At 69.1% G+C, this 14,560-nt stretch carries 9 protein-coding genes, 5 tRNA genes and 1 other RNA gene; 3 read left to right on the top strand and 12 right to left on the bottom strand.

From position 1 onward, the window contains the following. Positions 1-251 precede the first annotated feature (251 nt). Positions 252-626 (top strand): hypothetical protein, encoded by a 375-nt coding sequence (locus VGC13_RS27540; protein WP_331128536.1) that lies wholly within the window; start codon positions 252-254, stop codon positions 624-626. 126 nt (positions 627-752) lie between these two features. Here the strand turns inward: VGC13_RS27540 and VGC13_RS27535 are convergent, their stop codons facing one another. Beyond that, on the bottom strand, positions 753-1,895 hold the full coding sequence (locus VGC13_RS27535) for a VLRF1 family aeRF1-type release factor (RefSeq protein WP_331128535.1): 1,143 nt from the start codon (positions 1,893-1,895) through the stop codon (positions 753-755). Positions 1,896-2,294: 399 nt separating this feature from the next. Between VGC13_RS27535 and VGC13_RS27530 the strand changes: the two genes are divergently transcribed. After that, positions 2,295-2,831: a thioredoxin family protein gene (locus VGC13_RS27530; RefSeq protein ID WP_331128534.1), complete on the top strand. Its 537-nt coding sequence runs from the start codon at positions 2,295-2,297 to the stop codon at positions 2,829-2,831. A 76-nt stretch (positions 2,832-2,907) separates the two neighbouring features. On the opposite strand, the gene VGC13_RS27525 is transcribed toward VGC13_RS27530, so the two are convergent. Together VGC13_RS27525 and VGC13_RS27520 are read right to left on the bottom strand one after the other, a co-directional pair. After that, positions 2,908-3,570 carry a hypothetical protein gene (locus VGC13_RS27525; protein ID WP_331128533.1) on the bottom strand — a complete coding sequence of 221 codons (663 nt, stop codon included), beginning with the start codon at positions 3,568-3,570 and terminating at the stop codon, positions 2,908-2,910. A gap of 11 nt (positions 3,571-3,581) precedes the next feature. After that, complete coding sequence (locus tag VGC13_RS27520; protein ID WP_331128532.1) at positions 3,582-6,614, bottom strand: TonB-dependent receptor; 3,033 nt, start codon at positions 6,612-6,614, stop codon at positions 3,582-3,584. 908 nt (positions 6,615-7,522) lie between these two features. Between VGC13_RS27520 and VGC13_RS27515 the strand changes: the two genes are divergently transcribed. After that, positions 7,523-8,308 (top strand): hypothetical protein, encoded by a 786-nt coding sequence (locus tag VGC13_RS27515; protein ID WP_331128531.1) that lies wholly within the window; start codon positions 7,523-7,525, stop codon positions 8,306-8,308. Positions 8,309-8,690: 382 nt separating this feature from the next. Here the strand turns inward: VGC13_RS27515 and VGC13_RS27510 are convergent, their stop codons facing one another. From VGC13_RS27510 to VGC13_RS27470, 9 genes are all read right to left on the bottom strand, one after another. Then, positions 8,691-10,985 carry an ATP-binding protein gene (locus VGC13_RS27510; RefSeq protein ID WP_331128530.1) on the bottom strand — a complete coding sequence of 765 codons (2,295 nt, stop codon included), beginning with the start codon at positions 10,983-10,985 and terminating at the stop codon, positions 8,691-8,693. 541 nt (positions 10,986-11,526) lie between these two features. Then, positions 11,527-12,177, bottom strand: a complete 651-nt coding sequence (locus tag VGC13_RS27505; RefSeq protein WP_331128529.1) for an RloB family protein — start codon at positions 12,175-12,177, stop codon at positions 11,527-11,529. Beyond that, positions 12,177-13,541 (bottom strand): ATP-binding protein, encoded by a 1,365-nt coding sequence (locus VGC13_RS27500; protein ID WP_331128528.1) that lies wholly within the window; start codon positions 13,539-13,541, stop codon positions 12,177-12,179. Before VGC13_RS27500 ends, VGC13_RS27505 begins: the two co-directional genes overlap by 1 nt. 61 nt (positions 13,542-13,602) lie before the next feature. After that, positions 13,603-13,676 (bottom strand) — tRNA-Arg (locus tag VGC13_RS27495). 17 nt (positions 13,677-13,693) lie between these two features. Next, positions 13,694-14,063, bottom strand: an RNA gene (rnpB, locus tag VGC13_RS27490) — RNase P RNA component class A. Positions 14,064-14,083: 20 nt separating this feature from the next. Continuing rightward, positions 14,084-14,167: transfer RNA gene (locus VGC13_RS27485), tRNA-Leu, on the bottom strand. A gap of 36 nt (positions 14,168-14,203) precedes the next feature. Beyond that, positions 14,204-14,287, bottom strand: a tRNA-Leu gene (locus VGC13_RS27480). 83 nt (positions 14,288-14,370) lie between these two features. Further along, a tRNA-Arg gene (locus VGC13_RS27475) sits at positions 14,371-14,444 on the bottom strand. Between the two features lie 33 nt (positions 14,445-14,477). Continuing rightward, a tRNA-Lys gene (locus VGC13_RS27470) sits at positions 14,478-14,550 on the bottom strand. Between the last annotated feature and the right edge of the window lie 10 nt (positions 14,551-14,560).

Raw genomic sequence — 14,560 nt, 5'->3', positions numbered from 1 at the left:
GGGCGGGAAACAGATTGTGAGGGAAGGTTGGATCGAACGTTGGGGCGGAAACAGCGCGCTGTCAAGTTTTACGTTGCATCCGCCCGCCGCGTGGGCGAAAAGGACGGTCCGTCCACCAGCCGCGTCACATCCACCGATCTTCCCAGGCTTTTCTTTTCGCGCCTGAAGGGGCATCTTCTCCGCGCGCCGCGCCCTGCGGCAACGGCCCCGCACCGGGCCGATCCGCCCCTCGTATGCCGGAGATGGTGAACATGCGCAAGCTCAAGCTGTCGATCGACGCGCTGCAGGTGGAGTCGTTTCACGCGCTCGGGTCCCAGTCCGGGCGCGGCACGGTCCCCGGCCACAATCCCACGTACTACCTGGACGAGTGCCAGACGCCGGCGGGGAGCTGCGACGCCGGCTGCACGCAGGCCTACAACACCTGCGCCACCTGCATGGATTCGTGCTGGGGCACCTGCGTGAGCTGCGCCGCCACCTGCAACAATACCTGCGGCAGCACCTGCGGATGCGGCACGGGCGGAACCGGCGGGACCGGTGGGACGGGCGGCACGGGGGGCGGCACGGACTACACGGTGTGCAACTGCCAGACGATCGAGACGTGCCCCGGCGCCTCGATCTGCTCCTGAGGGAGAGGGAATAGGGAACAGGGAATAGGGAATAGCGGGACACGGCCCTGCCCTGCTTCCGGATACGCGAACGCGCCGCCGGCCTCGAAAGGCCGGCGGCGCGTTTTCGTCATCCGTCCCGCGGAGCTAGAAGCGCAGCAGGGCGGCGGCGCCGCGGAGGTCGGCGATGGCGTTGGCGTCGGCGAACTGGATGTCGGCGCCCTGCTGCTGCGCCAGCCGCACCATCTCCTCCATCACGTCCACCGACTCCAGCTGCTCGCTGCCGTCATACGGGCAGCGGTTCACCTCGCGCACGAAGACGAAGCCGCACTGGCTGCAGCGAGCGCCCTGCATCTGCCCGTCCTTGGCCAGCACCAGCGTGTCGACCTTGCCCTCCTGCAGCGCGGTAAGCGTTCCCTGCACGCCGGCCGTGGCCAGGTAGTCGTGCGCCGCGCGGTCGCGCACCTGGTCGATGAGCTCCTGCCCCTGGCGCTCGTGCTCGTCGGCCAGGTGCGGCTCCAGGCGGGCCAGGATCTCGGACGCGGGGCCGTCCACCGGCGCGGGGCCGGTGTGGATGATCATCTCCGCGACCGGCTGCGGCAGGAACTCCTTGAACCGGGCCACGTTCTGGTCCGTTCCCATCAGCACCAGGTGCTGCGGACGGTAGCGCGTGACGAAGCGCTCCACCTCTTCGGAGAAGTCCTTGAAGAAGTGGCGCATCTCCTCGAGCTTGTGCCGCTGGAAGCGCTTGTGCGAGTAGCCCCCGGCCTGCACGTGGTGGTTGGTCGTCGGCGCGATGGGGTCGCCGCGGAACTCCAGCTCGTCCAGCAGCGTGCCCAGGTACACGCTCAGAATGCGGACGTGCTCGCGGTCCATCAGGATGACGCCGTAGTGCTCGTAGTCGTTCAGCACCTGCACCAGCGGCCCGATCACCGGGCGGTCGGCCACCACCATCCGGTTCTGCACCGGCACGGGAAACTGCAGCGCCTCCCACCAGTCGCCGCCCACCTCGGCATAGATCACCAGGCCGCGGTTGGACTCTTCGAAGTTGTCGTCGATCCACCCCTGCACGCGCTCGAACAGGCTGCCCATCCCCGACTCGTTGCCGTTGCCGGTGGGGATGGGGCGGTTGCCGTCCAGCTCTTCGAACTGGGCGCGCTTCTGCCCCAGAAAGACGTGGTGGGTGCGCTTGTTGTTGCTGTCGACGGACATGTCCAGGAACAGCGAGAGCACCGGCTTGCCGCCGTCCTGCCGCTGGATCAACCGTTCGAGGTCCTGTCTGCTGATCATGGTCTGGCTGGTTGGATGGTGGAGATTGAGCAGCGCCCGGGCGTCTCCGCGCCGGCTTGCGGGAATGCAAGAACGCTGCCCACCGCTCGCGCCCGCATCCATCCGCGACCCGTGTCCCGCGTCTGCGACTGGCGCTTCCAAGTCGCTCATCCTCAGACACTTGCACGCCGGCTGGCCTTATCCGCCTCCCCCGCAGGATCTGCCTCACGCGGAAGGGCGGAGACGCGGAGAGAGAAAGAACGAGTTTGTTCTCTCCGCGCCTCCGCGTCTCGGCGTGAGCCGCGCACCGGCTCCGAAATGCCCCTGCGGGGTATCATCAAGCATGGGTAATGCGCTGCGCCGCGGGCTGGCGGGACGTCCGTGGGCCCTGCGGTGAAGCGGGAGATCACGAGAGGCGAGATGAGCGACCTGGACTTCAGGACGTACTGGGATAACGCGTTCAGCTGGGAAGACTACCTGAACCGCGAGGTGCAGAAGCACGAGGAGATGTGGCGCGGCGTGTACGCCAGGTCGGTGGTGCCCGACTGGGCGCTGCAGCGCGGGGCGGAGATCGGGGGCGAGTGGAAGCTGCTGGTGATCAGCGAGGACTGGTGCGGCGACGCCTTCAACACCGTGCCGGTGATGGCGCGCATGGCCGAGGTGCTGCCCAGCGTGCAGATCCGCATCGTCAAGCGCGACGAGAACCTGGAGCTGATGGACGCGTTCCTTACCAGCGGCTCGCGATCCATCCCCCTGGCGCTGGTGCTGCGCCCGGACTTCAGCGTGGCGGGCCGGTGGGGACCGCGGCCGCCGGAGCTGCAGGAGTTCGTGATGACCGAAAAGAAGGCCGGTGCGCGCCCGGCGGACGAGATCTACCGCGACGTGCGGCGCTGGTACGCAAAGGACCGCGGCGAAACCACCCTTCGCGAGCTGCTGGACGTGATGGCCGCCGGCTGACGCCCGGCCGTCCACACGCAAAAGCCCCCGCGCGGCGAGCCGCGCGGGGGCTTCGTGCATCCACGGCGGCGGAAAGCTACCGGCTCCAGACCGTCGCGGGGGGGATCTGGTCCGGGTACTGGTACAGGTATCCGCGCACGTCGCCCAGGTCGAAGATCTTGTTGGCGTTCCCCCGCCCGTCCGCGAGGATGACCTCGGGCCCGTTGAGCGGAACGCCGCCGGGAAACAGCGGGTCGATGAGCCGGGCGAAGGGGATGGGCGCCGGATCCGTCTGCCGCCGCGGCGCGCCGCCCGGCGCCAGGGCGAACGAGGGCGACGGGGTGACCCGCCGCCAGCGCACCTGGTACCCGCCGGCAAAGCTGCGGGCGTCGTTCTCGGGGCTGGCCACCGCTACCACCGACGACCGCGGCGGCGCCACGCCCGAGGGCATGCGCACGTGAAAGACGATGGGCCCGCCGATGGCCGGCACGTGCGGGTTGTTGACCACCATGATGCGCAGGGTGCGCTCGGTGACGCCGCGCGCCGCGAAGATGCGCCCCGGCGCCGACACCTCGCGGATGTCGGGGCTGATCAGGTCGATGAGCGCCGCGCCCTCGGCCAGGTACGGCGTGTCGAGCTCGCCGACGTACTCGCCGCCCACGTCGTGCGCGGGGGAGCCGGTGGCGTCGGCGCACGCGGCGGCGGCCAGCAGCAGGGCCGGCAGCAGGGCGCGGAGGACGGATGGATGCATGGTGCGCATGGTGGTCTTCCTCAAAAGCGGACGGCGGCGCCCAGGCGCAGGCTGCGGGGGCGAACCCGCTCGCGCACCGCGCCGTAGACCAGCTCCGGCTCGATTCCCGGGTCCAGCGGGGCGCCGGGAGAGATCGCGCCGTTCACGATGGTGTTGTACCGGGTGGCGGTGTTGCGCCCCAGCACGTTGAAGGCGTCGGCCGTCAGCGTCCACTCCGCGCCCGCCAGCCGCACCGGCCGCTCCAGGTGCAGGTCCACCAGCGAGCGGGGGTTGTACTCCTCGCTTCCCCGCTGCCGCAGGAACACCGGCTGGCCGCTCACCGGCACCAGCAGGTACTGCTGGAACAGCCGTCCCTGCCCGTCGGAGTAGCGGTAGTACGAGGACAGGTTCACCGTGGGCGAGTAGCGGTCGCCGCGCGACTGCGTCCAGAACACCCCCCCGCGCACCCCCCACCCCAGGGCGCCGTACACCCAGGCCTTGATCTCCCACTCGCTGCTGTTGGAAAGCCGCCCGTAGTTGTTGGTGGCCTGGTTGGGGTTCACGTACGGGCCGGCGAAGGCCAGCACGTCGTCGTAGCCCGAGACGTTGTCCAGGTTGCCCTTGAGCATGCTGTAGACGACCGACACCAGGCCGCCGTAGCGGGGGTGGCCCATCCGCAGCACCAGCTGCGCCTGCTGCAGCGAGCGCCGCGCGTCGGGCGCGGTGGTGAGCACGTAGTCGGGGTCCCACTGCAGCCGGATGGTGTCGGCCATGGCCAGCCCCGGCGGCGGGCTTCCCCCGCCGTTGCGCGCCATGTACTTCAGGTAGTCCACCAGCACGTCGTTGGGCAGGTACAGCCCGGGAATCATCACCGGGTCGTTGCCGAAGCCCAGCTCGTTGCCGGCCGCGTCCAGCACCGACACGCTGTCGAACAGGGTGTAGTTGGTGGCCGCGTTGCGGTCCAGCAGCGCCACCATGTTGTGGTTGCGGCGGTCGACCAGCACCACCTCGGCCTTCCACCACCGGCCCAGCTGCTTCTCGATCCCCAGCACCCACTGGTCCACGTACGGCTGCCGGTAGTTCTCGATGGGGCCCGTCTGGTTGAGCCGCACCTGCTCGCGCATCTTGATGCGCCCCACCAGCGCCATGGAGTCCAGCTGCCGCGGCGTCCAGGTGGTCCCCGGGTCCGCCGGGGTGCCCACGTAGTCCCAGGTCTGCTCGTTGCTGAACACGTTGCCGCCCTGCACGCGGTCGTACAGCTGCGCGAACATGCTCTGGTGAAAGCGGCCCCAGTGCGCCTTGACCACCAGGTCGTTGCGCCCGGTAAGGTCCAGCGTAAGGCCCAGGCGCGGGTCGATGGCGCGGTCGTCCGCCGCGTTTATGCGGGGGCCCACGGCGTCCGCCGGCGTCAGCGAGCCGGACCACCACCCCATCCGCAGCCCCGGGCTCACGCTGACCCGGGGCCCCAGGTCGATGTGGTCCTGGACGTACACCGCCGCGTTGCGCACGTCGGCGTCCTGCCGGATCTCGCCCCCGGTGGTGAACGGCACCACGTTGTCGCGCCGCCAGGTGGCGGTGTTCTCGGGATCGAAGGCGTCGTAGATGCGCCCGTAGCCGGGGCGCCACGTCATCCCGCCGTTGCGCAGCCGCTCGTTGATCCAGCTGCCGGCCGAGTACTCGCCGCCGATCTTGAGCTGGTGGTCCAGCGGCCCGGTGCGCCCCGCCCAGCTGAGCGACGCCGTGCCGGTGGTGGACGAGGGAGCCCGGCGGTGGCGGAACGCCGCCGCGCGGTACGCCGGCCGCTCGCCCAGGCCGAACAGCACCACGCCGGGGGTGGCGGGGTCGCCGTACGGCTCGCGCCGCTCGTCGAGAGAGATGCCGCCCAGCGTGGCCTCGAACAGCGCCCCCGCGCCCAGCACCCGGCGCAGCTCGGCGTTGTAGAAGGCGGTGGGCGCGGTGCTGCGCACGAAGGCGCCGTCCTCGTAGCCCGTGGATCCGAAGCGGTCCACCTCCACCCCCAGGTACCCGCCCGACAGCACGAAGCGGGTGTCGCCGCGGGGGTGCCACGACAGCTTGCCGAACGCCTTCTGCTCCTGCGCCTGCACCGGGTCGGGGGCGTGAAAGCCCTGGCGGGTGCGCAGGTGGTTCACCACCAGGTCCTCGCGCCGCACGAACTGGCCGCCCAGGTAGTAGAACAGCCGGTCGCGCACCAGGGGGCCGCGCACCTCGGCCTCCACGTCGTAGCGCGAGTCCGGCTCGGTGGCCACGTCGTACTCCTGCAGGTTGCTGGCGGAAAGCGCCCCCGCGTCGATCCCCACCCGCACGGCGCCCTCGCGCCGGTTGGTGCCCGACTTGGTGACCACGTTCACCAGCCCGCCCTGGAAGTTGCCGAACTCGGCGGCCGCGCCCAGCCCCCGCACCTCCACGCTCTCGATCCACATCATGCTGGGCGCCACCAGGTCGCCGCCCTCGCCGGGGTGGTCGGCGGCCAGGCCGTCGATCTCGTACCGGTTGGCCTGGGCGGTGGCGCCGCCCCACACGTGGTCCGGCCGCGCGCCGGGGGTAAGCCCCACCACGTCGCGCACTTCGGGGCGCAGCGGCAGCAGCTCCAGCGCGGCCTCGCTGATCTCGGTGCGGAACTCGGTGTCTTCGCGGCGGATGGCGGCCGGGTTGCGCGCGCTCACCATCACCGTGTCCAGCGCCACCGTGCGGTCGCGCAGCACCAGGTCGAAGGTGCTGGCCGCGCCCGCCTGGGTGGTCACCGTCCCGGTCACCGTGGCGTACGCCATGTGCCGCACGCGCACCCGCCAGGTGCCGGCCGGGACGCGGGCCACGCGGTACCGTCCCTCGGCATCGGTGGTGGCGCCGCGGCGAAACGACCTGCCCGTCACCTCCACCACGGCCGAGGCGACCGGCGCGCCCGCGGGGTCGGTGATCCGCCCCTGCAGCGTGCCCGGCTCCTGCGCCGTGGCGGCGCGGGGTACGGCCAGGGCCAGCAGGAGCGCGGTCAGCAGCAGCCGCGTGCGTGTGGCGATGCGGGTGCGCGGGCGGGGGATGGGGGTGCGGAGCGGCATGGCGGCGTCTGTGCGCGGAGGAGGAGGGCCGCCGGACGGGACGGGCCCTCGGCAAGAACGGGGGAGCGGCCGGCTCACGACATGGGCTCGAGGGTGGGACGGGGTAGTGGGGCGCGGCGAGCGAATCTACAACGTCCGCGGGGACCACAGTCTGACAACCGCGCCGCATGCGCCTTCGCGCGCAGCGGGCACGGCGCGTCCACGCAGCCTTCGCGGAGCAGAGATGAGCGTACGTGGAGGCAGACACGGATCCATCCGCGCACTCTCCTTAATTCGTCGATTTCGTCGCGGGGGCGGCAGATCACGGCCGGCGGGGGTAAGCACCCGGTCCATCGCCGCGGCACGAGACCCGGGCGAGGCGAAGCGGAGGGTCGGCAGACGGGTGGGATGCGGCAGGGGGCCATCCGCGTTTTTCGAGGGAGGCACCCCTGCCGCCGGAGCGCCCCCGGGAGCCAGCCGTCATCGATCCCCGCCGCGCGATCCTGTGGACTCGCGGACGCACGAAAGGTGGAGCGGCGTCCCGGTCCCGCGGACGCACCGGCGCTTCCGTCCGGCCCAACGGTGAGGCAGGCTCTTGAAAAAGACGCGCGGCAGGTGGAGGCGGCCGCCGGCTGCGGCGCGCACACGGCAAAGGTGTCTGTGGAAGAGTCCGCTATACTCACCGTTGCGGGAGCTTGCGACGGCACGACGGCAAGCCTCGCCGCGCGACTGACCCGCGGTGTTGCCTGCAACCACATCTGCGATGAACCCGTTTTCAACTCCGCGTACGCTGCGTTGAATTGCCTGGGGCCGGGGTCCCGACGGATATCCGAGGGTCGTTCGGGGCCGCGGCGCGTACATGTTGCGCTCGTTGCGTCGACTCCGTAAACCGAACGAACACCGAACAAAGATCCGGAGTACAGGCGGGCATGCCAGCCCCTTGGATCGCCCCGCAGCTGCTCACCGTGGCCAAGGCCGCCCCGCCGGGCGACGGCTGGCTGCACGAGATCAAGTACGATGGATACCGGCTGCTCTGCCGAGTGGAGGGTGGCCGCGCCCGCTTCTTCACCCGCCCGGGAAACGACTGGACGTCGGAGCTCCCGCGGCTGGCGGCGGCCGTGGAGGGGCTGGGGATTCGCTCCGCGTGGCTGGACGGGGAGATGGTGGCGCTGCGGCCGGACGGCATGCCCGACTTTCACGCCCTGCCGCGGGCCATCAGCGGAAAGCGCGGCGCCCTGCCCCTGGTGTACCAGGTGTTCGACCTGCTGCACGCGGAGGGGCACGCGCTGCTGGGGATGGACGTGCTCACCCGCAAGCGCATGCTGGAGGCGCTGGTGCGCGACCGCTGCGCCTGCGTGCGCTACACCGACCACCTGGTGGGAAACGGCCCCGCGCTGTTCCAGGCCGCGCACGCGGCGGGGCTGGAAGGGATCGTATCCAAGCGCCTGGGCAGCCGCTACCGCCCCGGCGCCCGCTCGCGCGACTGGCTGAAGGTAAAGTGCATGCACCGCTACACCTTTACCGTCGCCGGGCTGGGCAAGGACGGCGCGGTGCTGGTGGATGAGGAGGGATCGTTCGTGGGATGCGCGTTCTACCAGCGCCGGCCGGAGATCGGACGCGCGGTGGAGGTCGCCGCGCTGCGATGGACCCCCGGCCGCAAGCTGCGCCACGCCACCGTCGTCCCCGCCGCGCCGGAGCCGTCCGGCACCGGGTGATTCCAGACCGAAGCCGCCGAAATGCGGCGGGGCCGCATCGGCCTTCCCCCGTCGAGCCTCCCTCCAACCGTCAACGGGTTCGCGACACGGAGTGCCTGAGAGGATGTTGCCACACCTCCGAACCTTCAATCTTACAACGAAGCGGTGACTTCCTGAGGGAGCGTACCACGGGTAACCAGAAGCCACACAACCGCCTGCGCGCGACCGAAGGATCTCGTCCGCCTTCGCGAAGGACTGTCTTCCGGGCGCGGCAGCCGGCCCCCCGGTTCTGCCGGCGAGATCCTTCGGTCGGGCGCCAAAGCCCATCGCACCAGCGGGTTGCGGAGCGGCGCCTCCCTCAGGAAGTCAATCGTAGGGCGAGGTTTAGCAACACCTTCCAAGGCTAAGGGACGGCCGGTGCGTCGGTGCTTCCGTCAGAGGGATCCGCGGGAAGGCGGAGGGTAAAGGTGCTGCCCCGGCCGGGCGTGCTCTCCACGGACAGGTCCCCGCCCAGCAGCCGGGCCAACCCCAGCGAAACCGTCAGCCCCAGCCCGGTGCCGTGCGCCCGCCGCGAGCGGTCCGTGACCAGCTGGTGAAAGGGCTGAAAGATGACCTCCAGGTGCTCGGGCGCGATCCCGCTTCCGGTGTCGCGCACCCGGAACACCACCCAGCCGCCGCCGCGGTCGACGGTCAGCTCCACCTCGCCCTGGTCGGTGAACTTGACCGCGTTCCCCACCAGGTTGATCAGGATCTGCCGGAGCTTGCGGGGGTCCGTCCGGATCACGTCCACCCCGGGCGCGCGGTGCACGGACCAGCGCAGCCCCTTCTCCGCCGCCAGCGGCTCCAGGATCACGCGAACCTCGTGCACCAGCTCCGGCAGGGACACCGGCTCCGCCTCCACCACCTCGCGCCCCACCTCCAGCCGGCTGAAGGTAAGGATCTCCTCGATGAGCTGCAGCAGGTGCCGGGCGGCCACCCCGATGCGGCTGACCTGCTCCCCCGCCCGCGTGGAGATCGGGTCCGGGATCCCCATCTGCAGCAGGTCGGCGTAGCCGATCATGGCGTTCAGCGGGGTGCGCAGCTCGTGGCTCATGGTCGCCATGAACACGCTCTTGGCCTCGCTGGCCTCTTCGGCCGCGGTCCGCGCCCGCTCGGCGTCGTCGCGGGCGGCGCGCGCCCGCGAAAGCAGCCGCTCGCGCTCTTCCTCCATCTGCTTGCGCTCGTGGATGTCGATCACCGACCCCACGTAGCCCAGGAACTCGCCCCCGGCGCCAAAGCGCGGCGCGGCGGCGTCGATCGCCCAGCGGTAGCCGCCGCCCGCGGTGCGCAGGCGGTACTCCACCCGGAACTGCGCGCGGCCGGCGTTGGCATCCACGAACGCGCGGTGCGCCCGCTCCGTATCCTCCGGGTGCGTCGCGTCCACCCAGCCGAACCCCAGCGCCTCCTCGGTCGTCTGGCCGGTGAACTCGTACCAGCGCCGGTTCAGGTAGGTGCAGTAGCCGGTGGGGTCCGTCACCCACACCATGACCGGCGCGTTGTCGGCCATGTTGCGAAAGCGCTCCTCGCTCTCGGCCAGCGCCAGGGCGTGGGCGGTAAGCTGCACGTTGGTGTCCCGCAGCGCCTCGTTGGCGGTCTCCAGCTCCGCCGCCAGCTGCCGCGACTGCTCCACCTGCAGCTCCAGCTCGACGGCCTGCTCCTGCAGCTGCGCGGCCAAGCGCGCAGCCTCTTCGGCCCGCGACTCGGCCTGCCGGCGCGCCTCCAGCAACTGCTGCTGCGCGCGCCTTTGCTCGGTGATGTTGGTGAACACCAGGGCGAACTCGCCCCGGCGGCGCGGCCCCACCGGGGTGGCGTACACGTCGAACCAGCGGCCCATGGCCTCGGAGCCCTGCTGAAACCGGAAGGGCTCGCCCCCGAACGCCACCCGCGCATACGTCTGCACCCAGTGGTCTTCCAGCCCGGGCACCAGCTCGCGCGCCGTCCGCCCCACCGGATCCACCAGGCCGGTCAGCTCCTCGAACGCGGCGTTCACTTCCACGAAGCGGTAGTCGGCGGGGGCGCCGTGCTCGTCCAGCAGCATCTCGCACACGCAGAAGCCCTCGTCGATGGAGGTGAAGAGGGCGTGGTACCGCTCTTCCCGCTCCCGCAGCGCCTGCACCGTCCGTGACCGCTCCAGAGACTCCCAGCAGCGGTGGGCCACGGCGTGCACCAGCGCCACGTCCCCGTCCGTCCACCGGCGCGGCACCCGCTGGTGCACCGCCATCCCGGCGACGAAGCGTCCGTCCTTGTGCAGCGGAACGGAGATGACGGCGCGGATCTTCGTCATTGCGTACGCCGCCCGGTCCGCCTCCCCCACCCGCCCGTCGGCCAGGGCGTCGGTGACCACGTAAGGCTGGTCTTCGCGCATCAGCCGCAGCGCCTCGGCGCCAAAGGCGGACATGGCGAAGCGGCCCCGGATGCTGGGCATGTCGCCGCGCGTGTAGTCGCCGGTGATGACGAAGTGGTCCTCGTCCTCTTCGACTTCGGCGTAGGCGCAGCGGTCGGCCCCCAGGTGCACGCCCAGCATCCGCGCAGCGGCCGCCAGCACGTCGGCGGGATCCGTGATCCCCTTCAGCGCCTCGGACAGCCGCGCCAGAAAGACTTCCGGCTGCGCGGGATCGTCCGCGTGCCCCGCCCCGTCCCGAAGACCTGGATCAGGCATGCGGCCGCGGCGGGAGAGAACGGAGGGGGCGAGTGGCTGCTGCACGCATCGGAATCTGAAACGACCGCACGGGGTGAAGGGGCGGACCAGCGTTCCCCGGACAAAGCCTGTACATCCAGCAAAGGCAAGGCCATGCTTCCCCCCCCCGATCCATCCGAACACTCCGCATACACAGATCGCCGCCATGACCTCACGCGAAGACGGGCAGGCCCGGAGAGACAGGCTCCTCCCTCTCCTCCGCGTCTCCACGTGCTACCGAATCCGGGAAAACAGCCCTTCAGGGGGTACAGAGGAACAGAGTCAGACAGAGGAAGCAAGATGATATTCCGGTTCGCGTTCTCTGTCTGACTCTGTTCCTCTGTACGATCATTCTTTTTCAAGATCCGGTATGGGCATGAAGCAGGTCCGTTACGGATTCGGCAAATCCTCCGGAAACGCGAAAACCCCCGCGGGCGCTGCAGAAGCAGCAGCCGCGGGGGTCTTCGTTTCAGTGCGCCCGACAGGATTCGAACCGGTGACCTCTAGCTCCGGAGGCTAGCGCTCACAACCGGTTTTCCTTGCCGAACTGCCGAATCCGCTCCGTCAGCCGGTGCACACCCGTCGAGGGATTGCCGCCGGCAGATCCGGCCGCGGTGTGACGAACGTCGAGTGCCTCAGCCCGCCGCACTGCCTCACCATATCCGCCAGATACGTCCGCGAACGAGACGTGCTTGTCGTAGCTGGGAAGGTGCTTCCGAAGCCGGTCGCGCGCCTGTCTGGGTGAGAGATGCGCCGTCTGCTCGGCGAAATGCAGCAGCAGCCAGAGTTCGAAGCTCGGATTGGAGACGGCGAGGTGAACCCTGCTCCGCTCCGCCTCGGATCGCGCATCGTCCAGCCGCTGGTGCTGGTCCACGTCGAAGACGCACCAGACCTCGTCGTAGCGCAGGTTCCGGTCGCGAGCCCGCCGCGCCTCCCGATCCGCTTCGTCCCGAAGCCTGACCGCCCGTTCCACCAGCGCCCTGGGATCTCCTCCGGGAGATTCCACCCGGACGCGCACCGTGTTGGCGCCATGCGCGATCCGGAACGCGTCCAGGTACTCCGGCTCCGTGACCTTCCCCTCGCAGACGACCAGGACCAGCGGGAGGGGATCGCGCGTGGGGCCGCGGCGTCTCAGGTTTCCGCCGTCCGCGCGGCGCGAACCGCGTCTGGCCATCAGCTGCCCAGGTGCTGCAGAAAGCCCGGCGTACCCACGGACGGGACCGCCCCGTATCTCCCCTGCAGGTATCCCTGTTCCACGTTTTCGTATTTCCGGGCACGGTAGTCGGTCAGCGGGAACAGCCGGGTAGCGCCGTCGTCACCCTTTTCCGTGAACCAGATCTGGTCCCGCCGCAGGAGTTGCCGGTCCAGCAGGTTGGTGTCGTGAGTATTGAAAATCAGCTGCGCGTTCCTGGGGTTCGCCGCGGGCGTGTTGAACAATCCGACGATCATCAGGGCAAGGTGCGGGTGCAGGCTGCGGTCCAGCTCATCCACCACCAGCACCCCGCCGTTCTGCAGCACGGAGAGAATGAGCCCGGAGAGCCCGAACAGGGCCCTGGTTCCCTGCGACTCCTGATCGAACGGAAGAACGACCCCTGCACCCGTGGAATCCGCCCGATGCCGGAATTGTACGCCGGTTCCGATCCGCGATGGGAACTCCCGCATATCCGGGTCGTCGGCCCCCAGGTTGTGGCGAACGGCAAAGCTGGTGAAATCCTCTTCGATGACGTCGACATCCGTGATCCCGAGATCCGCGGCCTCCAGAAACGCCTGGACAGCCGTGCGCATCGGCTCGTTCATGCACAGCTGGGTGGCAACCATTTCCAGCCCCGATCGAGACTGCTCGTCAATGATCCACAGGTGTGAGGAGAACCACCGGTAGATGGGATCGAGCATGGGATGGTTGTTCTGCGCAGCCGCGGAGAGGAAGAGGCTGTTGGGTCTGGTCAGACCGGCGATCGTACGGTTTTCACCCTGGAGAAGGCGGCTGAAGATCAGTTCCTGTTCCCGGCCCGCCTCGCGCGTGAACCACTCCTGCTTACGCCCCTTCGGGTATGCAAAAAGCCACTCCTCGAGGACACGCGAGGAATCGACCACAAAGCCGTATTCGTAGCGAACGCCGCCGAGCAGCAGGTCCACCGCAAAGAGAGAAGGCTCTTTGGCCGCGGCAGGAGCGAGCGCGAATGGCGCCCGCGAGATGCCGCCGTCCGGCGCCCACTTGCGATGCGAGTTTTCCACCGCTGCCTTCATGAACTCGAGGGCGGCAACGAGCGTGGACTTTCCGGAGGCATTCGGTCCATAGATCGCCGCCGCTCGCAGCAGATCCAGATCGTAGCGGTCGGAATGCACGAGAGCTTCCTGCCGCTCCGAAAGAGGAGAAGCGACCAGCGACAGCTCCTGCTCGCCGTGGATGGAGCGAAAGTTCTCGACGCGAAATCGGATCAGCAAACGCGGATCTCCTGAAGCCAGATGCAACGAGAATGCGTTTTCAGCGGCAAACGCGACAGCAATGTGCATCAAAACGCCTGAAAAGTACAGCAACTCATCATCACGTACGAAAAAGCCCCACCGCGAGTGTTCGCGATGGGGCTTCTTCGTTCAGTGCGCCCGACAGGATTCGAACCTGTGACCTCTAGCTCCGGAGGCTAGCGCTCTATCCAGCTGAGCTACGAGCGCGCGTACTGTGTGTCGTGGATCGGAGGAGGCGAATAAGCCGAGTTCTGTCACCCGGCGAACCGGGGGAGGATCATTTCTCTGGGACCGGCGTTGCCGCCGGCCTCGTGCAGCCTACCCGGGACTGGTCGCGGAGCGGGCAGCTCCTCGTCCCTGCTCGGCCTTGCTCCGGGTGGGGTTTGCCATGCCGCGCCTGTCGCCAGCCGCGCGGTGCGCTCTTACCGCACCGTTTCATCCTTGCCTGTGCCCGAAGGCCATCGGCGGTCTGTTTTCTGTTGCACTTTCCGTGGCCTCACGACCCCCGGCCGTTAGCCGGCACCCTTGCCCTGTGGAGCTCGGACTTTCCTCGACGCCCGCACGCGGACGCCGCGATCCTCACTCGCCTCCCACGACCCGTGTTGTCAAAAAAGTGCCCAGGAGAGGACTCGAACCTCCACGCCGGTTAAGGCACCAGATCCTTAGTCTGGCCTGTCTACCAGTTTCAGCACCTGGGCGGGTGCGTTTCCGGCAGTGTGCGTTCCGCGGACAAGTGCTCCCGAGAGGACTCGAACCTCCACGAGCTTGCGCCCACTAGATCCTGAATCTAGCGCGTCTACCAATTCCGCCACAGGAGCGTAACCGGTCCGCGGGCCTGCCGGCCCTGACGACGCGCGGCGTGACCGTTTCCGGCCCACGCCGCGTGTCCTTCAAGCAAAGGTGCGCCCGGAAGGATTCGAACCTCCGACCTTCTGATCCGTAGTCAGACGCTCTATCCAGCTGAGCTACGGGCGCACAGACTTCAACATGCCTCGCGCGGCGCGCGAATGCACCGGGTAGGAATCGAACCTACAACCTTGGGATTAAGAGTCCCCTGCTCTGCCAATTGAGCTACCGGTGCGTTGGCGAAC

This window comes from Longimicrobium sp., from assembly GCF_036399255.1.
Classification (GTDB): Bacteria; Gemmatimonadota; Gemmatimonadetes; order Longimicrobiales; family Longimicrobiaceae; genus Longimicrobium.
The sequence above is the reverse complement of the archived record's forward strand: the minus strand, read 5'-3'. Positions and strand labels throughout refer to the sequence as shown.